Consider the following 22064-nt stretch of genomic DNA (forward strand, 5'->3'; position numbering starts at 1 on the left):
TCTGTTCATAGGGGGTGCGCCGGAAGAGCCGCGCGGGCGGCCGGGAAGGAAAGCCCCCGCATGGTACGGACGACCCATGACCAAAAAGTTACAGCCACATGACGCGACTGCGCACGAGCGCCGCGGCCCCCCGCCTTGCTCCGCCCCGCCGCTTCGCGGTAAACGTGAGCCATGGACACCGCCCCCGCCTCTTTCGACCTCGCCCGCTGGCGCACCGAATTCCCCATCACCCAGGACCTGGTCTATCTGGACCACGCCAGCCTGGGGCCCATGCCGGCCCGCACCGTGCAGGCCATCGCCGCGAGATTGCAGGCGCAGTCGCGCCGCGGCTCGCTGGAACATGCCGGCCTGCACGAACTGGCCGAGACATGCCGCGGCGAATTCGCTGACTACATCGGCGCCCGCGCGGACCAGATCGCCTACACCCCCAACACCTCGGGCGGCCTCAGCATGCTGGCCGCCGGCCTGAGCTGGCGGGAAGGCGACGAGGTCGTGGTGCCCGCCATCGATTTCCCATCGGCCGTGCTGCCGTGGATGACCTTGCAGCGCCACGGCGTGCGCGTGCTGCGCGTGCCGTGCGAGGACGGGCGCGTGGACGCGCAACGCCTGCTGCAAGCCTGCACGCCGCGCACACGCCTGGTGTGCGCCTCATGGGTGCAGTTCAGCAGCGGCTGCGTGCTGGACCTGATGGCGTTGGGCACGGCGTGCCGCCAACGCGGCATCCTGCTGGCTGTCGACGCCATCCAGGCCGTCGGCGCGATCGACGTGGACGTGTCCGCGCTGCCCGTCGATGCGCTGGCCACGCACAGCTACAAATGGCTGCTGGGTCCGCAGGGCATAGGCTGGCTGTACCTGGCCGATACGCTGCGCGACCGCCTGCAACTGTCGGCTGCCGGGCCGCGCAGCGTGAGGCTGGGCGATTCATACTTCGACCACAGGCTGGATCCCTTGCCCGGCGCGGCGCGCCTGGAAACGGGCATCCTGCCCTTTCACCTGATTGCCGGCGCCTCGGCCAGCCTGCGCCTGCTGCGCGAGGCGCACGCACAAGGCGCCGCGGCGCGCGTGCGACGCCTGAACGCCCATCTTTCCGAAGGCCTGCTGCGCGCCGGCTGCCAACTGCGGGGCGGCCCCGACCGCGGCGCGTTCGATGCCGGCATCGTGTCCTTCGTGCCGCCGCGCGGCACATCCGCGCAGTGCCGCCAGCATCTGCTGGACGCGGGTATCGTCACGTCGGACCGCGAAGGCTGCATCCGCGTCTCGCCCCACTTCTACAACACCGAGGACGAGCTGGACGCCTTGCTGGCGCGAGTGCGCGAGCTGACCTGACGAAGCTGCGCCCCCGCGCAAGGCGGCCGCAATCAGCGCGAGCCCGCCGCCTGCGTGGGCAGCGGTCCGCCGCCCTGCGCGGGCGGCGCCTTGCGCTTCTCCACATCCGGCAACAACACCGCCACCACGCCCAGCAGCGGCAGGTAGGCGCATACCTGGTACACGTAGGTGATACTGGTGACGTCGGCCAGATGCCCAAGCGCCGCGGCGCCCAGGCCGCCCATGCCGAACGCCAGCCCGAAGAACAGCCCGGCGATCATGCCCACCCTGCCCGGCACCAACTCCTGCGCATACACCACGATGGCGGAGAACGCCGAAGCCAGCACCACGCCGATCACCAGCACCAGCACCGCGGTCCAGAACAGATTGGCATGGGGCAGCAGCAGCGCGAACGGCGCCACGCCCAGTATCGATGCCCAGATCACGATCTTGCGTCCCACCCGGTCGCCGATGGGACCGCCCGCCACCGTGCCCACCGCCACCGCGGCCAGGAACAGGAAGAGATACAGCTGCGCGCTGCGCACCGACAGCTCGAACTTGTCGATGAGGTAGAACGTGAAATAGCTGTTCAGGCTGGCGAGGTAGAAGTACTTCGAGAAAATAAGCACGCCCAGCACCGCCAGCGCGCCCAGCACGCGGCCGCGGGTCAGCTCGACGCCCTCGCCCGCGGCGCGTTTCCTGGGCTTGAGCAGCGCGCGATTGGCTCCGTACCAGCGGCCGATGCCCACCAGCACGATGATGCCGAACAGCGCGGCCAGCGAAAACCACGCCACGCTGCCCTGCCCGTGCGGAATGATGACCAGCGCCGCCAGCAACGGCCCCAGGGCCGAACCGACGTTGCCGCCCACCTGGAACAGCGACTGCGCCAGCCCATGGCGGCCGCCCGACGCCATGCGCGCCACGCGCGACGACTCGGGGTGGAACACCGACGAGCCCGTGCCCACCAGCACCGCCGCCGCCAGCAGGTACGGCAGCGACGGCGCATACGCCAGCATCACCAGGCCCACCAGCGTGAAGCCCATACCCACCGGCAGCGAATACGTGGTGGGCCGGCGATCGGTATACGCGCCGACGACGGGCTGCAGCAGCGAGGCCGCGATCTGGTAGGCCAGCGTGATCAGCCCGATCTCGCCAAAACTCAGCTGGAACGAGTCCTTCAGCATGGGATAGATGGCCAGCAGGATCGACTGGATCATGTCGTTCATCATGTGCGCGACGCTGATGGCGCCCAGCACTTTGAACGAGGTGGCGGAGGACGGCGGCGGCGTGGCGACGGAGGCTTGTTGAGCGGTCATGGCATGACGGATGGAAAAAGGGTCGCGAGAGGCCCGCACTTGCTCGCGTGCGCGAAGGAAAGCGCGTGCGCGAGCGCGCAAGGAAGCGACCAGTGTAGGAAGACCGAAGCTCGGGGAAGTGCCAACTTTCGTCGCTAAAATGACATGCTGTATCGCCTGTCCGTGGACGCCGCGCCAGCACCCATGCCCCGCCCTGCTCTGCTCCCTCCCGATCCTGCACGCAGCCGCGACGCGGCCGACTATCAAGACCTGCCGCAGGCCGTCACCGCCATGGCCAAGGAATTCGTGCCCAGCGCCACGACGGGCGCGCACACGCATCCGCGTGGCCAGCTCATTTACGCGGTGGCCGGCGCGATGCGCGTCACCACGCCCGACGGGCTCTGGATGCTGCCGCCGCTGCGCGCGCTGTGGGTGCCGCCCGGCATACTGCACAGCGTCGAGATGCTGGACGCGGTGTCTATGCGCACGCTGTACGTGCAGGCCGACGCCGCGCGCGCATTATGGGACCGCTGCCACGTGATCGAAGTGCCGGCCCTGCTGCGCGAACTGATCCTCGCGCTGGTCGCGGAGCCGATCGCCTATGCGCCGCAAAGCCGCGCCAGCCAGATCGCCGCGCTGCTGCTCGCCGAACTGCGGCACGCGCCGGTCGTGCCGATCCAGATTCCGTGGCCGAAGGACCGGCGGCTGCAGGCCATATGCGGCGCCATCCTGGCGCAGCCCAGCCTGAATCGGCGCGTGGAAGACTGGGGAGACGAAGTGGGCGCCAGCGGCCGCACGCTGATACGCCTGTTCCAGGCCGAGCTGGGCCTGAACTATCGGCAATGGGTGCAGCAGGTGCGTCTGGCCGACGCGCTGCACCGGCTGGCCATGGGCCAGCCCGTGGCCCGTGTGGCCGCCGAGCTGGGATATCGCAGTCCCAGCGCATTCACGGCGATGTTCCGCAAGGCGCTGGGCTCGGCCCCGCAACAGTACATGGCGGGGCAGGCAGCGCGGTAGCTACGCGCGTGCCCGCAGCCGGCGCAGCAATCCCGGCAGGAACAGTACCGCGATGGTCAGCACCAGCAGGCAGATCGACAAGGGCGTGGACACCAGGATCGCCGGACTGCCCTCGCCGATGGACAGCGCGCGCCGCAGCTGCGTCTCGGCCGCGGGGCCCAGTATCAGGCCGATCAGCACCGGCGCGATCGGAAAGTCGTACACCCGCATCACATAGCCGGCCAGTCCGATGACGAACATCAGCGCCAGGTCCATCCACGACGTACCCACACCCCAGATGCCCACCATCGCGAACACCAGGATGCCGGCATACAGATACGGTCGCGGCACCAGCAGCAGCCGCACCCACAGTCCCACCAGCGGCAGGTTCAGCACCAGCAGCATCAGGTTGCCCACATAGAGCGACGCGATGAGGCCCCACACCAGATCGGCGCTGTTGATGAACAGGAACGGCCCGGGCTGCAGGCCATAGCCCTCGAAAGCCGCAAGCAGCACCGCGGCGGTGGCCGAGGTCGGCAGGCCCAGCGTCAGCAGCGGCACCAGGATGCCGGCCGCGGCCGCATTGTTCGCGGCCTCGGGGCCGGCCACTCCCTCGATCGCGCCTTTGCCGAACTCTTCCTTGTGGCGCGACAGCCGCCGCTCGACCGTATACGACAGGAACGTGGGCACCTCGGTGCCGCCGGCCGGCAGCGCGCCGATGGGAAATCCCAGCACCGTGCCGCGCAGCCACGGCTTCCACGAGCGCTTCACGTCCTGGCGCGTCAGCCAGGTGCCGCCCGCCAGCGGATTGATGGCCGGCGGCGCGCTGCTGTAGCGGCTGGCCACGTACAGGATCTCGCCCACGGCGAACAGCGACACCAGCACCACGGTGATGTCGATGCCATCCAGCAGGTCCGGCGAGCCGAACGCCAGCCGCGCCTGCCCCGTGGGTCCGTCGATGCCGACCACGCCCAGCGCCAGCCCCAGGAACAGGGAGATGAAGCCGCGTATGCGCGACGTGCCCAGCACCACCGACACCGACGTGAAGGACAGCAGCATCAGCGCGAAGTAGTCGGCCGGCGTGAACACGAAGGCCAGCTCGGCGATGGCGGGCGCCAGGAACGTGAGCGCCAGCGTGGACAGCGTGCCGGCCACGAAGGAGCCGATGGCCGCCGTGGCCAGGGCCGCCGCGCCGCGTCCGGCGCGCGCCATCCTGTTGCCTTCCAGCGCGGTCATCATCGAACCGCTTTCACCGGGCGTGTTGAGCAGGATGGACGTCGTGGAGCCGCCGTACATGGCGCCGTACAGCACGCCGGCGAACATGATGAAGGCCGAGGTGGGCGCGACCTGCACGGTTACCGGCAGCAGCAGCGCAATGGTCAACGCCGGCCCGATGCCGGGCAGCACGCCGATGGCCGTGCCCAGTATCGAGCCCAGGAATGCCCACATCAGATTGACCGGCTGCAGCGCCACGCCGAAGCCCGCCATCAGCGAATCGAAGGCGTCCACGTCACACCCCCGCCAGCGGCAGCGCGCCGCCCAGGGTCACGCCCAGCTTGCCGAAGCCGAACCAGCACGCCAGGCCCAGGGCCAGGCCGATGGCGCAATCCATCAGCAGGCGCCGCGAGCCGAACGCATGCGTGACCAGGGCAAAGGACAGCATCGCCGTCAGCGGAAAGCCCAACGTCGCCATGGTCAGCATGGGCATCGCGGCGCCCGCCGCCGCATAGGCCAGGGCTCGCCTGGAGGGACGCGCGTCGGCCTGCGCGTCCTCGGCCTCCTGGGGCTCGAAGGACATGCCGCGCGCGATCTGCGCCACCAGCACCAGCCCCAGCGCGATCAGCGCCAGGCCCACGATCTGCACGAAAGCGCCGGGCCCCACCCCGGCATAGCCGCCCATCTCGGGCAGCGCGCGGCCCTGCTGCAGCCAGACCGCGCCTATCGCGATCACGGCCAGGCCCAGCCACCACGGACGGCGGCGTTGCATCGGTTCGGACATGGCATCGGTCTCCTTGTGGACGGCCGTGCCGGCCTTACTTCACCAGGCCCAGATCTTTCAGCACCTGCTCCTGCCGCACTTTCTCGTCGGCGAGGAACTTGGCGAAGTCGTCGCCCGCCAGATAGGCATCGGTCCATTCGCGATCGGCCATGGCCTTCTTCCACTGCGGCGAATCGTGCAGCTTCTTGAAGCGGTCGAGCCACATGGCGCGGCCCTCGGCGCTCATGCCGGGCGATCCGATGATGCCGCGCCAGTTGCCGATGACCACGTCGACGCCGGACTCTTTCAGCGTGGGCGCGTCCAGCCCCGGCAGGCGCTTGTCAGACGTGACGGCGATGATGCGCAGGCGCTTCTGCTGCGCATAGGGCTTGAACTCGGAATAGCCCGACAGCGCCAGCTTGATCTGCCCGCTGACCAGGAGCGGCACCAGCTCGGCGCCGCTGGGATAGGGGATGTAGTTGATCTTCGTGGGCGGCACGCCGGCCGCCTTGGCGATCAGCGCCGCCGCCACGTGGTCGACGCCGCCGACCGAACCGCCGCCGATGGCCAGCGCACCGGGATTCTCGCGCAGCGCCTTCAGCACGTCGTCCACGGTCTTGATCGGGGAGTTCATCGGCACGGCCAGCACGTCCGCATCGTCCATCAGCCGCACCAGCGGAGTGGTGCTGTCCAGGCTGACCGGCGACTTGTTCAGGATGATGCCGCCCACCAGGATGGCGCCCATCGACATGATGGCGTTGTCGTCCTTCTTGCTGGTGTTGATGAACTCGGCCAGGCCGATGGTGCCGCCCGCCCCGCCCTTGTTCGTGACCTGGAAGCCGTCCGTGAAGATGCCGGCCTCTTGCATGGTCTGCATCGGCACGCGCGCGGCCGCGTCGTACCCGCCTCCGGGCCCGCCCGGCGCCATGACCTTGGCAGGGGCGGCCCACGCCGCCAGCGGCGCGGCGGCGATTGCAAGAGTAGCCAGAACTCGCGTGATACGTAGCATGCGTTGTCTCCTCGTCGGGCCGGCACCTTGCATCGGTGCGTCCTGCGGGCCGGCCTGTCGCTTATGTATGGGTGATGCAGGCGCTCAGGGCAGATGCTAGCAAGTTTGCGCGCCCACGCCATGAAATCCGCGCGGCTGCTGGACGTGGCGTCATCACAATCCTTGACAAGGAACCCGTTTTTCCGCCTTGACGCCTGCGGCGTCCAGGTGGTTTCTTAAGGGGTTTTCACCATTCGATAACGATGAGGAGCTGAGATGAACGACCGCTCGCAAAGCGACGCTTCCGACTACCCCGTCACCGGGCAGCAACCACAGAACGAAAACGGCCAGACCTTGCTGATGCTGCTGGGCATAGCCTGCCTGCTCGTGGCGGCAGGCACGGGGCTGAACTGGCTGTTCGGGTGACGCGGGCGGCTGCCGGGCGCTGCACCCGGACGACGGTCGCAGATCGCGCTTCTGGGGTACGCTAGGCTGCCAGCTGACCAGCAGCTGAATCCATGCAAACGGAGGTGCCCGATGGAGATCAACGAACTGCACAGGGGTCGCCTGATCGACCACCTGCAACTGGTGGTGCGCGACTTCGACGCCAGCCGCAAGTTCTATCAAGCCGTGCTCGATGCCTTGCAGATTCCGGTGGGCGGATCTGACCAGGGCTTTTTCTGGGCCGATGAACTGGTGATTTCGGCCGCGGACAGTCCGGCCGCGCAGGGCAAGACCAACGGCCCCACGCACCTCGCCTTCCAGGCGCGCGACCAGGCCATGGTGCAGGCCTTCTACGAGGCGGCGCTCGCCAACGGGGGCACCGACAATGGCGCACCCGGCCTGCGCGATTACCACCCCAGCTATTACGCCGCGTTCGTGCTGGACCCGGACGGCAACAACGTCGAGGCCGTGTTCCACGGTCCGGCCAAGCGCAGTGTGCCGTCGGTGCACATCACGTTCTAGGCAGCACAAAGAAAAAGCGGTTTGAAGGCATGGCCTTCAAACCGCTTTTTTAAACTGCTGCGTGTGCCGCGGCAGTGTGTATTGCCGCTGTGTATATCGCTCTACCGCAAATTCTGGCGCGCCCGAAGAGATTCGAACTCCTGACCCCTTGGTTCGTAGCCAAGTACTCTATCCAGCTGAGCTACGGGCGCAGAAGCGAAAGTATAGCAGAATCCGCAAACGCACGCCGCGGCCGTCAGGCCAGGGCGGGGTAGTCGGTGTAGCCCCGTTCGCCGCCGCCGTAGTAGGTGGACTTGTCGCCTTCGTTCAGCGGCGCGTCCTCTTGCAGGCGGCGCACCAGGTCGGGGTTCGAGATGAAGGGCTTGCCGAAGGCGACCAGGTCGGCCTCGCCGCTTGCCACGGCCTTCTCGGCCAGCTTGCGGTCGTAGCCGTTGTTGGTCATCCAGGCGCCCTTGCCGCCAGCGGCCCGATACGAAGCCTTCAGCGCGGCATAGTCGAACGGCGCGGCGCCCTGCTGGTAATCGCGCGGGCCGCCGGTGGCGCCCTCGATCACGTGCACATAGGCCAGGTCGTACTTGGCCAGCTTCTGCACCACGTAGTCGAACAGCGGCTGCGGCTGGTCGTCGCTGGCGTCGTTGGCCGGGGTCACGGGCGAGATGCGGATACCGACGCGGCGCGCGCCCACTTCCGCCGTGACGGCGTCCATCACCTCGACCAGCAGCCGGGCGCGATTCTCGATCGAGCCGCCGTAGGCATCGGTGCGATGGTTCGATCCCGAGCGCAGGAACTGGTCGATCAGGTAGCCGTTGGCCGCGTGCACCTCGACGCCGTCGAAGCCGGCCCGGATGGCCGCGCGGGCCGCCTTGCGGTAGTCCTCGACGATGCCGGGCAGCTCGTCCAGGCGAAGCGCGCGGGGCTCGGAAGTATCGACCATGCCGCCGGTGCCATCGGGATTGACCAGATAGGTCTTGGCCTTGGCGCGGATGGCCGACGGCGCCACCGGCGCGCCGTCATTGGGCTGCAGCGAGGTGTGCGAAATGCGGCCCACGTGCCACATCTGCACCACGATCTTGCCGCCGACCGCATGCACGGCGTCCGTCACGCGCTGCCAGCCCGCCAGTTGCTCTTCGGAGTACAGGCCGGGCACGTCGGCATAGCCCTGACCCTGGTGCGAGATGGCGGTGGCTTCGGTGATCAGCAGGCCGGCCGTGGCGCGCTGCGCGTAGTAGGTGGCGGTAATGGGCTGCGGCACGGCGCGCGGCGAACGGTTGCGCGTCAGCGGCGCCATGACGATGCGGTTGGCCAGTTGCAGGTCGCCGGCGGTCGTCGGTTCGAATAGCGTGGGCATTGCTTACCTCGTGTAGACAGGAACGGCGCGGCAGGCCCGCGCCAGGAAAAATCAGAGATCTCGGCCAAGCCGCGCCAGGAACGCCGCGATGACGGCCTCGTCGCGCTGGTAGAACACCCACTGCCCCACCCGGCGCGCCGTGACGAGCCGGGCGCGCTGCAGGATGGCAAGGTGGGTGGACACCGTGGACTGCGACAGGCCACAACGCTCGAACATGCTGGCGCACACGCCCAGCGACAGCGGATGCTGCTGGCCGGCGAAGTGCTGCTCGGGCTCTTTCAACCAGTTCAGCATCTCGCGGCGCGCGGGGTGTGCGAGGGCTTTGAGGATGCTGTCGGGGTCGATGTCGGGCGCGGACGGAGGGGTAGGCGTGCTCATATCGATAGATCGGCGTTTTTCGAATTATAGATCGATATTTGTCGATATTTCAATCGCGTGCCCATCAGAAGTCGCCGATTCTCTCTGCGCAGTTCCGGCTGCAATGGCCGGCGCGAAGCTCATGCTCCACAAAAGCCGCTAACGAAACTTGGAAACGTGTGAACGGCTGACGGAGCCTCGTCTTGCGAGTAAGGTAAGTTCAAGCCTTGATTTCCCGGCACTTCGGCCTGTGCCGCCAGCAGGAGCCAGAGCAACATGACCGCGTTTCCTCCACCACTGCGGCCCATTCTTGCCGTGATCGCATGCGCGTCGATCACTGCCTGCGCGGATAGCCCGCCTCGGCAAACCGATCTCGACTATCGGAGCCGGCCTGCCCCCGCGGCGCGAAACGCGAACAGCGACGCCGATTCCTCCGGCCAGCGGCTGACCATACAGTCGGGCGAGGGAGAAAGGTTGAATCTTCCCTGGTTCATCCGGGATACACAGGACTGGATCAACAGCAACTGATCCATGCTGATTGACGCGCTGTCTACCAACCCGTAGATTCGTCCCGGAGCCTGTCTCAGCGTCGCCGAAAAAGCGGTGTTTCCGTCGCTTTCGAATCGACGGGATTTGTCGCCCCGGCGTTCGCCCAGCCGCGTAGGCTTCCACAAACGACTCGACGCACATGAACCGCGCTACGACATGGCGGCCAAGCCCCAGTCGTCGCCTCATTCATCACAGGGAGGTCACCGTGCTGTCCCCGATCGCCGCGCTTGAAAGCCCCTACGTCCGTGCCACGCATTCGGTGCGCCGCATTGCGCAGGCGCAGCTGGCGGAAGCCGTCCAGCCTGTATACGCGCACCACGCGCTCCACGAGGTGAAGGCCGTCACGCCGCTGGTCGATGCTGCCTCCATCGTCCCGACCAAGCTCGACCTGCTGCGCGACCACTACGCGGACGACCGCATGCACCTCGCGGTGGACAAGTACGCGACGGACGAATACCAACCTCCTGCCCAGATGCAATCCGCCTGTGCCGGCGCGGGCTGGGGCTCGGTGGATTGCCTGCTGCCCACGCAGGCCTACCGCTTCGCACACGCCAATCCGCCGATGGAATTCGTCGATACGCTTGTGCCGATCACGCTGCGGCGCTTCTCCGTGCCCGGCGTGCAGAACATCGGCCTGGACGAAGGCTTCGAAAGCGCGCGGCAGCGCCGGCAGATGGCGGCCTAGCGGCGACACGTCTGTAAGCGCATGCGCATCGCCGGCCAAGCAGCGATGCGTTCGACCCGCGGCCGGCCGCCGCGCCGCCACCGCGGTAGGTTTGCGACCACGGGAGTACCATCGCGGATGCCGGGCAAGCGCAGCTGCCGCTGCGCCCGTGCCCAACCATCAGCCGGAGTACTCCATTGAAATATCGCAAACTTGGCCGTACCGATCTCGAAGTCAGCCTGATCGGCCTGGGCACCATGACCTGGGGCGAACAGAACACCGAAGCCGAGGCTCACGCGCAGCTGGACTACGCGCTGGAGCACGGCGTGAATCTGATCGACGCGGCCGAGATGTACCCCGTGCCGCCCAAGGCCGAGACGCAGGGGCGCACCGAAGCCTATATCGGCACGTGGCTGGCCAAGAGCGGCCGCCGCAAAGACATCGTGCTGGCCAGCAAGGTGGCCGGCCCCGCGCGCGATCCCAAGCGGCCCGGCCACATCCGCGATGGCAAGACCTTTCTCGACCGCAAGAACCTGACGGCCGCGCTGGATGCCAGCCTGAAGCGCCTGCAGACGGATTACCTGGACCTGTACCAGCTGCATTGGCCCGATCGCACCACCAACACGTTCGGCCAGCTGGCCTATCCGTGGGTGGACGACGACCACACGGTGCCCATCGCCGAGACGCTGGAGGTGCTGCAGGACTTCGTGCGCGCCGGCAAGGTGCGCCACGTGGGCGTATCGAACGAGACGCCGTGGGGGCTGGGCCAGTTCCTCAAGCATGCCGAGGCCGGCCTGCCTCGCGTGGCGTCCATCCAGAATCCGTACAGCCTGTTGAACCGCATCTACGAGATCGGCCTGGCCGAGTTCGCGCATCGCGAACAGGTGGGCCTGCTGGCCTATTCGCCACTCGCCATGGGCGTGCTGGCGGGCAAGTATCTTGACGGCGCGCGCCCCGAGAAGGCGCGCCTGACCCTGTTCACGCGCTTCACCCGCTACAGCAATCCGCAGGCCGACGCGGCCACGCGCCACTACGTGGCGCTGGCGCGCGAGCATGGCCTGTCGCCGGCGCAGATGGCGCTGGCGTGGATCAACCAGTGCCCGTTCGTCACCAGCAACCTGATCGGCGCCACCACGCTGGAACAACTGAAGGAGAACATCGACAGCGTGGCGGTGACGCTGGATGAAGACGTACTGGCGGGCATCGAGGCCATCCATCAGCGGCATCCGAATCCGGCGCCTTGATACGCTGCCGGTAGACGTGAAAGACGGCCGCGAGTGGCGGCCTTCACACCCGATGCCGTACCCCCCGCTACAACCCCACCGCCTGCAACTCCAGCGCCGGCCTTCCTCCCGGCGCCCCATGCTGTCCAGCATTGCGCAGATCGGCCAGGAAGCTGTCGCGCCACTGCGCCAGGTCGTAGGCGCGCAGGCGGCGCATCAGCACTTCGTGGCGCTGCGCCCTTTCCGCCAGCGGCATGCGCAGCGCGCGGTCCAGCGTCAGGGCCATGCCCTCGACGTCGTAGGGATTCACCAGCAGCGCGCCCTCTTTCATCTCGCACGCCGCGCCGGCGAACTCGGACAGCACCAGCACGCCGGGATCCTCGGGCGGCTGGGCCGCCACATACTCCTTGGCCACCAGGTTCATGCCGTCGCGCAGCGGGGTCACCAGCCCGACCTGCGAAGCGCGCATCAGCGGCATCAGCACCGACCGCTCGTATGAGCGATTCATGTAGCGCAGCGGCGTCCACGCCAGTTCGCCCCACTTGCCGTTGATGCGCCCGGCGCTGCGCTCCAGGTCGCGGCGGATCTCGCGATAACCCAGCACATCCGATCGCGACGTGGGCGCGATCTGCACGAAGGACACCGAGCCGCGATGGCCAGGGCCGTGCTCCAGCAATCGCTCGAACGCGTTGAAGCGTTCGACGATGCCCTTGCTGTAGTCCAGGCGGTCCACGCTGATGATGAGCTTGCGGTCGGCCAGACCCGACTTCAACGCAACCACCTGACGCGTGCGATTGGCGCGCGACATGCGCGCCACGTCGTCGGGATCGATGCCGATGGGATAGGCGCCCGTGCGCACCTGCCGGCCCTCCACGGACATGCCATGGTCCTCGCGGCTGGCGTTCAGGAAGCGCACGCAATAGTCGGTGAAGGCATGTTCGTCGGCCTGCGTCTGGAAGCCGAGCAGGTCGTAGGCGCACATCGCCTGCGCCAGCTCGCGGTGCGGCGGCACGGTGCGGAAGACCTCGGCCGCGGGAAAGGGAATGTGCAGGAAGAAGCCGATGCGATTCGTGATGCCCATGTCGCGGCAGTAGCGGCCGAACGCCAGCAGGTGATAGTCGTGCACCCAGATGACGTCGTCGGGCTTGAGCATCGGCGCCAGGCGCCGCGCGAAGTCGCGATTGACCTGCAGGTAGCCTTCGTAGTCTTCGCGGCGATAGCGGCTGATGTCGGCCCGGTAATGGAACGCCGGCCAAAGCGTCGCGTTGGAGAAGCCCCGGTAGTAGCGATCGTAGTCGCGGTGCGTCAGCGGGAAGGTGCAGTAGTCGATGCCGTCGTGCGTGGCGCTGGCTGAAGGCGGGTTGGGATTGTCGTCGGACGACACCTCGCCATTCCACCCCAGCCACATGCCGCCCGACCCTTGCAGCGCGTCGTGCACCCCGACCGCAAGGCCTCCGGTGGCCTTGCCTGCCGAGGCCTGGGTCACGCGATTGGATACGACGATCAGTCTGCTCATGATGGGCTCCTGTTGGATTGTTCTATTGGATGTAAGGCATGTAGCGCCTTGCCAAAACCCCCGCATGCGGCATGCCTGCGTCACTGGATGGCACCTGCCTTGGCACGCAGTGCCTGCAGCCAGCGCGCCAGCTCGGGCGGCCCGGACAGGCGCCAGGGCGCGATGCTGTCGCCGGGTCCGATCTTGATGCCGAAACCGCCCGCTTCTTGCGCCGCGGCGAAGGCCGATTCGTCGGTCAGATCGTCGCCCGCCATGACGGGCACGCGTCCGGCGAAGGGCGCAGCGCGCATGAACTCACGCAACGCGCGTCCCTTGTCCACGCCGTGCGGCTTCAGTTCATAGACCATCTTGCCGGTCAGCACGTCGAACTGGCCGTCATGCGCGGCGGCCACCTCGTGAACCAAGTCGTGGACGTCGCGTTCGCGCGGCGGCGCCATGCGATAGTGCACGGCCACGCCCAGCGGCTTGGATTCGACCAGCACGCCCGGCCAGCCGGCGGCGCGCTGCCGCAGGGCGGCGACGATTCCGGGCAGCGCGGCCGAAGGCTCCAGCCGTCGCGCCTGCCCGTCGGCTCGGCGGAATTCGGCGCCGTGATTGGCGCCATACGGCAGCCGCAGCGGCTGCAGCAGCAGGTCGATGGCGGCGCCGCTGCGGCCGGAAAGAATGGCCAGCGCGCCGTCCAGGGCACGCTGCAGCGCGGCAAGTGCGGCCACGGTCGCAGGCGGGACCGCGACCTGGGAAGGCTCGGGACAGATCTCGGCCAGCGTGCCGTCCACGTCGAGGAACAGCGCATGCCGTGCCGGATCCAGCGGCGGCGGTTCGGGGCTTCCGTCGGAAACCTGGCCGCCGGCCGCAAGCGCCTCGGGACGAGACTGCGATGACTGCATGTCGGCTCCATATCTGAGGAAGCCGCCGCCCACCGGCGCGCATGCCGCGGGCGCGGCGAGCCGGCAGCTTCCTGCTGACTTCAGGGTAGCGCGCCCGCCCGGCGCGCGAGCCAACCAGACGTATCGAGGCGTTTCTTTTCCCCTGGCCCGCCCGCCGCGGGGCAGGCGGGCCATGGCGTGACGCAGGCCGATCAGAAGTCCATGTCCGCGGGGGCCGCGGCCGGGGCCTTCTCCTCCTTGGGCAGTTCGGCCACGGTCGCATCCGTGGTCAGGATAAGGCCGGCGATCGAGGCGGCGTTCTGCAGGGCCGTGCGGGTCACCTTCGTGGGATCCACCACGCCCAGCTCCACCAGGTCGCCATAGTCGCCGGTCGCCGCGTTGTAGCCGAAGTTGCCCTTGCCGGCCATCACCTTGCCGACCACCACCGACGGCTCGTCGCCGGCATTGGCCACGATGGCGCGCAGCGGCGCCTCCAGCGCTCGCAGCACGATCTTGATGCCGGCATCCTGGTCGGCATTGGCGCCCTTCAGGCCGGAGATGCCCGCGCGCGCGCGCAGCAGCGCCACGCCGCCGCCGGGCACGATGCCTTCCTCGACCGCCGCGCGCGTCGCGTGCAGCGCATCGTCGACGCGGTCCTTCTTCTCTTTCATCTCGACCTCGGTGGCCGCGCCGACCTTGATCACCGCCACGCCGCCGGCCAGCTTGGCCACGCGTTCCTGCAGCTTCTCGCGGTCGTAGTCGCTGGTGGCCTGGTCGATCTGGGCCTGGATGGCCTTGACGCGCGCCTGGATGCGCGACTGCTCGCCCGAGCCGCCGATGATGATGGTGTTTTCCTTCTGGACCTCGATGCGCTTGGCGCTGCCCAGATCTTCCAGCGTCGCCTTGTCGAGCTGCTTGCCGGTCTCTTCGGAGATGAGGGTGGCGCCGGTCAGGATGGCGATGTCCTCGAGCATGGCCTTGCGGCGGTCGCCGAAGCCCGGCGCCTTGACGGCGGCCACCTTGAGCACGCCGCGCATGGCATTGACCACCAGGGTGGCCAGCGCCTCGCCCTCGACGTCTTCGGCCACGATCAAGAGCGGCTTGCCGGCCTTGGCGGCGGATTCCAGCACGGGCAGCAGGTCGCGGATGTTGCTGATCTTCTTGTCATGCAGCAGCAACAGCGCGTCGTCCAGATAGGCCACCTGCTTTTCCGGATCGTTGATGAAGTACGGGCTGAGATAGCCGCGGTCGAACTGCATGCCCTCGACCACGTCCAGTTCGTTGTCCAGCGACTTGCCGTCCTCGACCGTGATGACGCCGTCCCGGCCAACCTTCTCCATGGCGTCGGCGATGATCTTGCCGACGGCCTCGTCGGCATTGGCCGACAGCGCCGCCACCTGGGCCGTTTCCTTGCGCGTTGAAATGGGCTTGGAGAGCTTGCGCAGTTCCTCGATCACCGCGGCGGTGGCCTGGTCGATGCCGCGCTTGAGGTCCATCGGGTTCATGCCGGAGGCCACGTACTTCATGCCTTCCTGCACGATGGACTGCGCGAGCACCGTGGCGGTGGTGGTGCCGTCGCCCGCCACGTCGGCGGTCTTGGACGCCACCTGCTTGACGATCTGAGCGCCCATGTTCTCGAACTTGTCCTTCAGTTCGATCTCCTTGGCCACCGACACGCCGTCCTTGGTGATGGTGGGCGCGCCAAAGCTGCGTTCCAGCAGCACGTTGCGGCCCTTGGGGCCGAGGGTGACCTTCACCGCGTCGGCCAGGATGTTGACTCCCTTGACGATGCGCGCGCGGGCGCCGTCATGGAACTTGACGTCTTTCGCACTCATGTTGGGCTCCTTGCGGGATGGATTCAGGCGGCTTTCTTCAGCTCGTCGCGGCCGGACTCGACCACGCCGAAGATGTCCTCTTCGCGCATGACCAGCAACTCGTCGCCGTCGACCTTGACGACCTGGCCGGCATACTTGCCGAAGATGACCTGGTCGCCGACCTTGACCTGCAGCGCGCGCACGCTGCCGTCCTGCAGCAGCTTGCCGTCACCGACGGCCATCACCTCGCCCTGCTCGGGCTTTTCGGCGGCGGAATCGGGAATCACGATGCCGGAGGCCGTCTTGCGCTGCTGTTCGATTCGCTTGACGATGACCCGGTCGTGAAGGGGACGAATCTTCATGATCAATCTCCTACGAGTGGCAGATAACCGAAAGGGGAATCGGGCGCGCGGCGGCCGGCACAAGGCGGCCGCGCGGCGCACCGGGATGCGATGCAGTCGATCGCGCAGAGCTTTTTATGGGCGGCGCGCGGCGCCTTCAAGAGGCCTGCGGCGCACGACAATGTATCTTTATGTATCGCGCAAGACGAGGCGCGCGCCGTGCCCCAGCCGGTACACCACGCGGCTGGGCATGCGGCCGTCGAAGGCGCGCCGTGGGACGGGGCACGGCAGGGCGCGTCCGCCGCCGGGGCCAAGGGTGGCATCCTCGTCGTCCAGCGACTGCCACAGGCCCGCCTTGCGCGGCCGGAACAGCCAGCGCACGTAGCCGCGCCGGGCGGCCAGTTCGAGCAGATCGTCGCGGTCCGGAGCGTCCATCACGACGCCCTCTTCGTCGGACGCGTCGGGATAGGCCCCGAATGCCCGGTGGCAGGCCAGCGCCTCGCTGGCGGGCGCCCCCAGGCGGCGCCAGGGCCGCTGCACCAGGCGCTCGACGTCCCAGGCGCCCAACTGCCAAGCCGCGTCGACCAGCGCCCCCTCCAGTTCATCGAATGACGCCCACCGCTGGCTGAGCTGCATGGCCGAGCCGGCCACCGCCCGCGGCGCAATGGTCTGCCCCGGCAGGGTCAGCGGCGTGCGGCGGCGAAAGCCGTGCCAGTGCAGGATCAGCAGCACCGGCGTGCCGGCGCGCGCCGCGGCCGCCGCCGTCACCGCGTACAGCGGCATGCGCATTGCCTGGACCTGCGCGCATATCGTGTCGAGAATCTGCATGGAACCTCCGATTCGCTACAGCGATGTCCGAAACATAGAGCGAACCGGCAGTCCATGACAAGCCGCGCGCGGCGGCCATCGGGTGCGGCGCGGTCAGTACACCGACGGCACGAACATCTCGGCCGGCAGCGGCTGGCGGCTGTAGTCGGGGTGATGCTCGCGCTCGGGCAGGATGATCTCGGGATGCTCGACGTCGCCGTACGGCACCTGCGCCAGCAGGTGATGCATGCAGTTCAGGCGGGCGCGCTTCTTGTCCACGCCTTCCACGATCCACCAGCGCGCCTCGGGGATGTGCGAGCGCTCCATCATCACTTCCTTGGCCTTGGTGTAAGCCTCCCAGCGGCGGCGCGACTCCAGGTCCATGGGCGAGAGCTTCCACTGCTTCAGCGGGTCGTGCACGCGCGCCAGGAAGCGGCGGTTCTGTTCTTCGTCGCTGATCGAGAACCAGTACTTGATGAGGATGATGCCCGAGCGCACCAGCATCTTCTCGAACTCGGTGACGCTGCGGAAGAACTCTTCGTATTCGTCCGGCGTGCAAAAGCCCATGACGCGCTCGACGCCGGCGCGGTTGTACCAGCTGCGGTCGAACAGCACCATCTCGCCGCCGGCCGGCAGGTGCGACACATAGCGCTGGAAATACCACTGCGTGCGCTCGCGGTCGTTGGGCGCGGGCAGCGCGGCCACGCGGCACACGCGAGGATTCAGCCGTTGCGTGATGCGCTTGATGGCGCCGCCCTTGCCGGCGGCGTCGCGCCCCTCGAACAGCACCACGATCTTCAGCTTCTTGTGCACCACCCAGTCCTGCAGCTTCACCAGCTCGCCCTGCAGGCGCAGCAGTTCACGGAAGTACACGCGGCGGTCGACGTCGCCGGACGACACGCCGTCCTCGAGCATCTCGTCCAGACGGTCGTCGTCCAGTTCCATCTCCAGCTCTTCGTCGAGGCTGTCGATCATTTCGGCGTAAAGGCGGCGGGTCTGTTCGGAGAGGTTGTCGCGATCGTTCATGATGGTCGTCAGGCAAGTGGAGGCCAGGGCGGGCGCGCAGGCCCCGGGCGCGGCAGATACCGGCCGGGACCGGACTGTCCGGCCGCCGGCGGCGTGAAGCGTGCGCACAATTTATGTCGGCGGGATGACATCTCTGTGAAACGGCCGGCGGGCATCTCGCCACGCCGGCCCGTCACGGCCCGACAAGCCCTGGCCGGCAAGGCGGCTGCAGACCCAGGCCTTAGCTCTGATGCGCGGACGGCGCGCTTTTATCGGCCACTTGTACCATGCCGTCGGGCCGATCACGCCGTCGGCGCCCGTGTCGGCGACTTGCCGCGGCTCACGCGCCGGCTTCAGCCCAGCTGCGCGCGGATGCGGGCGGCCTGTTCGGCCAGCACGTCGGGCTTGGCCATCTCGCCGGTATGCGGCCGCAGGGCCACGCCCTCGAAGCGCGGCAGGATGTGGAAGTGGATGTGGAACACCACCTGCCCGCCCGCCGGCTCGGAGAACTGCTGCAGCGTCAGGCCGTCGGCCCGCATCGCGTCGCGCGCCGCGATGGCGATGCGCTGCGTCTTCACGATCAGGTCGGACAGCGCCTCTGGCGCGATGTCGAACAGGTTGCGGGCCGGCGTCTTGGGGATCACCAGCGTGTGGCCGTCGGTGCGCGGCATGATGTCCATGAAGGCCAGCGTGGAATCGTCCTCGTAGACCTTGTGGCATGGGATCTCGCCGCGCAGGATCTTGGCGAAGATATTGCTGTCGTCGTAGCCGGACATGACTCCTCCTTGTGAATGGGCGCCCGGATGCAGGCTTGAGGCGCCGCGAGATGCCAGATAGTATCAAGCGCGGGGCGCGCCACAGGCGGCCCGGGTGTGAATGCCAGGAGCCAATCGCCGCGCCGCGCCAGGCGCGGGCGGGCGGCCGGTGCACCGGGTGGGCATGACGCTTGCTGCCGGCACCGACGTACCCACTGCTGAGTGTTACCGGACGTTATAACTATCAGGCGTACCTTGCCCGCGGCAGGCAGCAAGCCGCTCGGCCGGCGCCCGATCTTTCCGTCGCCACGGTGGCATGCGCCACGGAGGTCTTCGATGAGATGTCCCGAGATTCCGGCAACAGAAGGCGCACGACTCCAGGCATTGGCCGAGTACGGTCTCGGCGGCGATCGTCCGCCGCCCGGTCTCGAACCGGTCGCGCAGATCGCCGCGCGCATGTTCGGCATGCCGGTGGCGGCGGTCAATTTCATCGGCAGCGACCATGTGCTCTTCGCGGCCAGCGTGGGCGCCAGTCTCGCGGACCCGCGGCGCGATTTGTCGTTCTGTGCGCACGCCATCAACCAGGATGCGGTGATGGTGGTGCCCGATGCCAGGCAGGACGAGCGCTTTCACGACAACCCTATGGTCACCGGCTCGGCCAACGTGCGTTTCTACGCGGGCGCGCCGCTGCTGTCGCCCTCCGGCCATGCGCTGGGCGCGCTTTGCGTGATGGACCACCGGCCGCACCACGATTTCTCCGAGGAAGACCAGGCGCGGCTGCGCGAGTTGGCGCGCATGGCCGCCGATCGCCTGGAACTGCGGCGCATCGAGATATCGGCCGGGCAAAACGCGCATCCGCAGAACCTCGGCGCGCGTCGCGATGAAGAGGACGAGCTGCGGCGGCTGGCCCATACCGACCCGCTGACGGGCCTGGCCAATCGCGCCTGCTTCTACCGCCGCGTCGAACAAACACTGGCCGAACCGAACTCGGCCGCCGTGCTGATGTTCGACCTGGACGGGTTCAAGGACATCAACGACACGCTGGGCAACGCGGTGGGCGACGCGCTGCTGCGCGAAGTGGGCCGCCGCCTGCAGGCGCTGGCCGGACCTGGCGCGACCGCGGCCCGGCTGGGCAGCGACGAGTTCGCGCTGCTGCTGCCCGGCATGGACGCGCCCGACGCGGCCATGGCGCTGGCGCAGGCGGCCATCTCGGCGGTGGCAGTGCCCATCATCGCCGGCGGCCACGAGGTCAATGTGGTGGCCACCAGTTGCGGCGTGGCCGTCGCGCCGTTGCAGGCGCAAGAGGCGCTGGAACTGATCGGGGATGCCGACCTGGCGCTCGCGCGCGCCAAGTCGCTGGGCCGCGGCCAGGCATTCGCCTTCGTGCCCGCGCTGCGCATGGAGGCCACCGCGAGGCGGCTGCATGGCATGGAAATGCACCGCGCGGTCAACGAGGGGGAGTTCGTGCTGTTCTACCAGCCGCAGGTGCGGCTGGCGGACGGCGCCCTGGTCGGCGCCGAAGCGCTGATACGCTGGCGCCATCCGCGCCGCGGCCTGCTCGAGCCCGCGGCCTTCCTGCCCGCGCTGGAGGGCGGTCCGTTGGCGGCCACGGTAGGCAACTGGGTACTGGACGAGGCCTGCGCGCAGGCCGCGCGCTGGCGCGGCGACGGCGCCCCCGACTTCCGCATGGGCGTCAATCTGTTCGGCGCGCAGTTCCGCGTGGGCGACCTGGCCGAAGAAGTGAAGCGCGCCCTGGCCCGTCACGGCCTGCCGCCGCAGGCCCTGGAACTGGAGATCACCGAGAACATCGCGCTGGACCGCGACGAGACCGTGCTCGAGATCCTGCGCCGCCTGCATGACCGGGGCGTGTCCATCGCGTTCGACGATTTCGGCACGGGCTACGCGTCGCTGTCGCTGCTCAAGCGCTGTCCGCTGACCCGCATCAAGATCGACCGCTCTTTCGTGCAGGGCATGCTCGAGTCCGAGCGCGACGCCGCGGTGATCCGCGCGCTGCTGGACGTGGCGCGCACCTTCCACCTGGATACCGTGGCCGAAGGCGTGGAAACCCGCGCGCAACGCGATGCCCTGCAGCACGCGGGCTGCTCCGAGGGCCAGGGTTATCTGTTCAGCCGGCCGGTTCCGGCACAGCAGTTCGCCCAGCTGTATGGGCTGGTGGCAGCGCCGCCGACGGCGCGGCACGCCTGAGCCGCGGCGGCTGCCCGACCGGATGCGTGGCCGCGATGCCGCCGCCATGCATCGTCACCTCACACAAATCACACAGGAGACAACCATGAATCTGAGCCCCATCCGCGCGCTGGCGCCGCTGCTTGCCGCCGCCAGCCTGGCCGTGCTGCCCGCCGGGGCACACGCCGCCGAAGCCGCCTGGCCCGACAAGCCCATCACGCTCGTTTCGCCTTACGCGCCCGGCGGCACCACCGACATCCTGGCCCGCATGCTGTCCAGCCGCCTCAACGACAGGCTGGGCCAGCCCGTCATCGTCGAGAACAAGCCGGGCGCGGGCGGCAACATCGGCACGGCGCTGGTTGCCAAGTCCAAGCCCGACGGCTACACCTTCCTGCTGGCCGCCAGCGGTCCCATCGTGATCGCAGGCACGCTGTACACCAAGCTGAACTACAAGCCCGAGGCAGACTTCACCGCGGTCTCGCCGCTGGCGCGCACCAGTTTCGTGGTGGCGGTCAATGCCAAGTCGGGGCTCGGCTCGCTGGACGACATCATCGCCAAGGGCAAGACGGGCGATCTGAGCTTCGGGTCGGCCGGCTCGGGCACGCCTCAGCACATCATCGGCGAGATGTTCAACGTGGCCGCCAAGACGAAGATCCAGCACATTCCCTACAAGGGCTCGGGTCCGCTGCTGAACGACCTGGTGGGCGGCCAGGTGCCGCTGGCCTTCGAGAACCCGCTGCCCATCATGCAGCAGGTGAAGGCAGGCAACCTGAAGGTGCTGGCGGTGACGGGCGCGCAGCGCTCGGCCGCCCTGCCCGACGTGCCCACGCTGGCCGAGAGCGGCATCGCCGGCTTCGACGCTCAGCCCTGGTACGGCGTGCTGGGCCCGGCCGGCATTCCCGACGCCATCACGCAGCGCATGAATAAGGAAGTGCAGGCCATCCTGGCCTCGCCCGACGTGAAAAAGCAGCTGGCCGATCTGGGCGTGGAGCCTATGGTGATGACGCCGAAGGAGTATCAGGCGTTCATCGCCAAGGACATCGTGAAGTGGGGCCAGGCCGTGAAGGCGTCGGGCGCCACCGTGGATTGAGCCCGCGGTCGAGCGGG

Annotated in this window: 22 protein-coding genes and 1 tRNA gene; 9 read left to right on the forward strand and 14 right to left on the reverse strand. The window is 68.1% G+C overall.

Annotated elements, in window-relative coordinates:
* Positions 1–171: 171 nt before the first annotated feature.
* Positions 172–1326 (forward strand): aminotransferase class V-fold PLP-dependent enzyme, encoded by a 1155-nt coding sequence (locus CAL15_RS11600; protein ID WP_086078730.1) that lies wholly within the window; start codon positions 172–174, stop codon positions 1324–1326.
* Between the two features lie 32 nt (positions 1327–1358).
* Here the strand turns inward: CAL15_RS11600 and CAL15_RS11605 are convergent, their stop codons facing one another.
* Entirely contained in the window at positions 1359–2621 is a 1263-nt protein-coding gene (locus CAL15_RS11605; protein WP_086078731.1) for an MFS transporter, read from the reverse strand.
* Between the two features lie 183 nt (positions 2622–2804).
* On the opposite strand from CAL15_RS11605, the gene CAL15_RS11610 reads away from it, so the two are divergent.
* Positions 2805–3617, forward strand: a complete 813-nt coding sequence (locus CAL15_RS11610; RefSeq protein ID WP_086081054.1) for an AraC family transcriptional regulator — start codon at positions 2805–2807, stop codon at positions 3615–3617.
* On the opposite strand, the gene CAL15_RS11615 is transcribed toward CAL15_RS11610, so the two are convergent.
* The 3 genes from CAL15_RS11615 to CAL15_RS11625 are packed head-to-tail and all read right to left on the reverse strand — an operon-like array spanning position 3618 to position 6583.
* Positions 3618–5105, reverse strand: coding sequence for a tripartite tricarboxylate transporter permease (locus CAL15_RS11615; RefSeq protein WP_086078732.1), 1488 nt, complete (start codon positions 5103–5105; stop codon positions 3618–3620).
* 1 nt (position 5106) lies between these two features.
* The gene (locus CAL15_RS11620) at positions 5107–5595 is read right to left on the reverse strand and encodes a tripartite tricarboxylate transporter TctB family protein (RefSeq protein ID WP_232468188.1); all 489 of its coding nucleotides are present in this window, start codon (positions 5593–5595) and stop codon (positions 5107–5109) included.
* A 34-nt stretch (positions 5596–5629) separates the two neighbouring features.
* Complete coding sequence (locus CAL15_RS11625) at positions 5630–6583, reverse strand: Bug family tripartite tricarboxylate transporter substrate binding protein (RefSeq protein ID WP_086078733.1); 954 nt, start codon at positions 6581–6583, stop codon at positions 5630–5632.
* 255 nt (positions 6584–6838) lie between these two features.
* On the opposite strand from CAL15_RS11625, the gene CAL15_RS24400 reads away from it, so the two are divergent.
* A complete protein-coding gene (locus CAL15_RS24400) occupies positions 6839–6988 on the forward strand; it encodes a hypothetical protein (protein ID WP_157666645.1) in 150 nt (49 codons plus the stop codon).
* Between the two features lie 111 nt (positions 6989–7099).
* Entirely contained in the window at positions 7100–7528 is a 429-nt protein-coding gene (locus CAL15_RS11630; RefSeq protein ID WP_086078734.1) for a VOC family protein, read from the forward strand.
* 114 nt (positions 7529–7642) lie between these two features.
* On the opposite strand, the gene CAL15_RS11635 is transcribed toward CAL15_RS11630, so the two are convergent.
* The 3 genes from CAL15_RS11635 to CAL15_RS11645 form a co-directional block, all read right to left on the reverse strand.
* Positions 7643–7719, reverse strand: a tRNA-Arg gene (locus tag CAL15_RS11635).
* A gap of 44 nt (positions 7720–7763) precedes the next feature.
* The gene (locus CAL15_RS11640) at positions 7764–8876 is read right to left on the reverse strand and encodes an alkene reductase (RefSeq protein WP_086078735.1); all 1113 of its coding nucleotides are present in this window, start codon (positions 8874–8876) and stop codon (positions 7764–7766) included.
* 51 nt (positions 8877–8927) lie between these two features.
* On the reverse strand, positions 8928–9254 hold the full coding sequence (locus tag CAL15_RS11645; protein ID WP_086078736.1) for an ArsR/SmtB family transcription factor: 327 nt from the start codon (positions 9252–9254) through the stop codon (positions 8928–8930).
* Between the two features lie 255 nt (positions 9255–9509).
* Between CAL15_RS11645 and CAL15_RS11650 the strand changes: the two genes are divergently transcribed.
* The 3 genes from CAL15_RS11650 (at position 9510) to CAL15_RS11660 (ending at position 11690) form a co-directional block, all read left to right on the forward strand.
* On the forward strand, positions 9510–9761 hold the full coding sequence (locus CAL15_RS11650; RefSeq protein ID WP_086078737.1) for a hypothetical protein: 252 nt from the start codon (positions 9510–9512) through the stop codon (positions 9759–9761).
* 226 nt (positions 9762–9987) lie between these two features.
* Positions 9988–10467: a hypothetical protein gene (locus CAL15_RS11655; RefSeq protein ID WP_086078738.1), complete on the forward strand. Its 480-nt coding sequence runs from the start codon at positions 9988–9990 to the stop codon at positions 10465–10467.
* Between the two features lie 176 nt (positions 10468–10643).
* Positions 10644–11690 (forward strand): NADP(H)-dependent aldo-keto reductase, encoded by a 1047-nt coding sequence (locus tag CAL15_RS11660; protein ID WP_086078739.1) that lies wholly within the window; start codon positions 10644–10646, stop codon positions 11688–11690.
* A gap of 67 nt (positions 11691–11757) precedes the next feature.
* Here the strand turns inward: CAL15_RS11660 and otsA are convergent, their stop codons facing one another.
* The 7 genes from otsA to CAL15_RS11695 all read right to left on the reverse strand — a co-directional run bounded on the left by otsA (position 11758) and on the right by CAL15_RS11695 (position 18794).
* Entirely contained in the window at positions 11758–13185 is a 1428-nt protein-coding gene (gene otsA, locus CAL15_RS11665) for an alpha,alpha-trehalose-phosphate synthase (UDP-forming) (RefSeq protein ID WP_086078740.1), read from the reverse strand.
* An 80-nt stretch (positions 13186–13265) separates the two neighbouring features.
* Entirely contained in the window at positions 13266–14072 is an 807-nt protein-coding gene (otsB, locus tag CAL15_RS11670; protein WP_086078741.1) for a trehalose-phosphatase, read from the reverse strand.
* A gap of 191 nt (positions 14073–14263) precedes the next feature.
* Entirely contained in the window at positions 14264–15886 is a 1623-nt protein-coding gene (gene groL / locus CAL15_RS11675; RefSeq protein WP_086078742.1) for a chaperonin GroEL, read from the reverse strand.
* 23 nt (positions 15887–15909) lie between these two features.
* Positions 15910–16227 (reverse strand): co-chaperone GroES, encoded by a 318-nt coding sequence (locus tag CAL15_RS11680; RefSeq protein WP_086078743.1) that lies wholly within the window; start codon positions 16225–16227, stop codon positions 15910–15912.
* 168 nt (positions 16228–16395) lie between these two features.
* Positions 16396–17034 (reverse strand): diguanylate cyclase, encoded by a 639-nt coding sequence (locus CAL15_RS11685; protein ID WP_086078744.1) that lies wholly within the window; start codon positions 17032–17034, stop codon positions 16396–16398.
* A gap of 93 nt (positions 17035–17127) precedes the next feature.
* The gene (gene ppk2, locus CAL15_RS11690; protein ID WP_086078745.1) at positions 17128–18039 is read right to left on the reverse strand and encodes a polyphosphate kinase 2; all 912 of its coding nucleotides are present in this window, start codon (positions 18037–18039) and stop codon (positions 17128–17130) included.
* A 332-nt stretch (positions 18040–18371) separates the two neighbouring features.
* Positions 18372–18794: an HIT family protein gene (locus tag CAL15_RS11695; RefSeq protein ID WP_086078746.1), complete on the reverse strand. Its 423-nt coding sequence runs from the start codon at positions 18792–18794 to the stop codon at positions 18372–18374.
* Positions 18795–19109: 315 nt separating this feature from the next.
* On the opposite strand from CAL15_RS11695, the gene CAL15_RS11700 reads away from it, so the two are divergent.
* Entirely contained in the window at positions 19110–20978 is a 1869-nt protein-coding gene (locus tag CAL15_RS11700) for a putative bifunctional diguanylate cyclase/phosphodiesterase (RefSeq protein WP_086078747.1), read from the forward strand.
* Positions 20979–21063: 85 nt separating this feature from the next.
* On the forward strand, positions 21064–22047 hold the full coding sequence (locus CAL15_RS11705) for a Bug family tripartite tricarboxylate transporter substrate binding protein (protein WP_086078748.1): 984 nt from the start codon (positions 21064–21066) through the stop codon (positions 22045–22047).
* The last annotated feature ends 17 nt before the right edge of the window (positions 22048–22064 follow it).

Source organism: Bordetella genomosp. 13 (assembly GCF_002119665.1).
GTDB lineage: Bacteria > Pseudomonadota > Gammaproteobacteria > Burkholderiales > Burkholderiaceae_B > Bordetella.

What these genes read in the sequence shown, in the direction of transcription:
- CAL15_RS24400 (WP_157666645.1), top strand. Translation starts at nt 6,839, where the DNA reads ATGAACGACCGCTCGCAAAGCGACGCTTCCGACTACCCCGTCACCGGG.
- CAL15_RS11605 (WP_086078731.1), bottom strand. Translation starts at nt 2,621, where the DNA reads ATGACCGCTCAACAAGCCTCCGTCGCCACGCCGCCGCCGTCCTCCGCC.
- CAL15_RS11705 (WP_086078748.1), top strand. Translation starts at nt 21,064, where the DNA reads ATGAATCTGAGCCCCATCCGCGCGCTGGCGCCGCTGCTTGCCGCCGCC.
- otsB (WP_086078741.1), bottom strand. Translation starts at nt 14,072, where the DNA reads ATGCAGTCATCGCAGTCTCGTCCCGAGGCGCTTGCGGCCGGCGGCCAG.
- CAL15_RS11620 (WP_232468188.1), bottom strand. Translation starts at nt 5,595, where the DNA reads ATGTCCGAACCGATGCAACGCCGCCGTCCGTGGTGGCTGGGCCTGGCC.
- CAL15_RS11610 (WP_086081054.1), top strand. Translation starts at nt 2,805, where the DNA reads ATGCCCCGCCCTGCTCTGCTCCCTCCCGATCCTGCACGCAGCCGCGAC.
- otsA (WP_086078740.1), bottom strand. Translation starts at nt 13,185, where the DNA reads ATGAGCAGACTGATCGTCGTATCCAATCGCGTGACCCAGGCCTCGGCA.
- CAL15_RS11600 (WP_086078730.1), top strand. Translation starts at nt 172, where the DNA reads ATGGACACCGCCCCCGCCTCTTTCGACCTCGCCCGCTGGCGCACCGAA.
- CAL15_RS11650 (WP_086078737.1), top strand. Translation starts at nt 9,510, where the DNA reads ATGACCGCGTTTCCTCCACCACTGCGGCCCATTCTTGCCGTGATCGCA.
- CAL15_RS11680 (WP_086078743.1), bottom strand. Translation starts at nt 16,227, where the DNA reads ATGAAGATTCGTCCCCTTCACGACCGGGTCATCGTCAAGCGAATCGAA.
- CAL15_RS11630 (WP_086078734.1), top strand. Translation starts at nt 7,100, where the DNA reads ATGGAGATCAACGAACTGCACAGGGGTCGCCTGATCGACCACCTGCAA.
- CAL15_RS11700 (WP_086078747.1), top strand. Translation starts at nt 19,110, where the DNA reads ATGAGATGTCCCGAGATTCCGGCAACAGAAGGCGCACGACTCCAGGCA.
- groL (WP_086078742.1), bottom strand. Translation starts at nt 15,886, where the DNA reads ATGAGTGCGAAAGACGTCAAGTTCCATGACGGCGCCCGCGCGCGCATC.
- CAL15_RS11625 (WP_086078733.1), bottom strand. Translation starts at nt 6,583, where the DNA reads ATGCTACGTATCACGCGAGTTCTGGCTACTCTTGCAATCGCCGCCGCG.
- CAL15_RS11685 (WP_086078744.1), bottom strand. Translation starts at nt 17,034, where the DNA reads ATGCAGATTCTCGACACGATATGCGCGCAGGTCCAGGCAATGCGCATG.
- ppk2 (WP_086078745.1), bottom strand. Translation starts at nt 18,039, where the DNA reads ATGAACGATCGCGACAACCTCTCCGAACAGACCCGCCGCCTTTACGCC.
- CAL15_RS11645 (WP_086078736.1), bottom strand. Translation starts at nt 9,254, where the DNA reads ATGAGCACGCCTACCCCTCCGTCCGCGCCCGACATCGACCCCGACAGC.
- CAL15_RS11640 (WP_086078735.1), bottom strand. Translation starts at nt 8,876, where the DNA reads ATGCCCACGCTATTCGAACCGACGACCGCCGGCGACCTGCAACTGGCC.
- CAL15_RS11695 (WP_086078746.1), bottom strand. Translation starts at nt 18,794, where the DNA reads ATGTCCGGCTACGACGACAGCAATATCTTCGCCAAGATCCTGCGCGGC.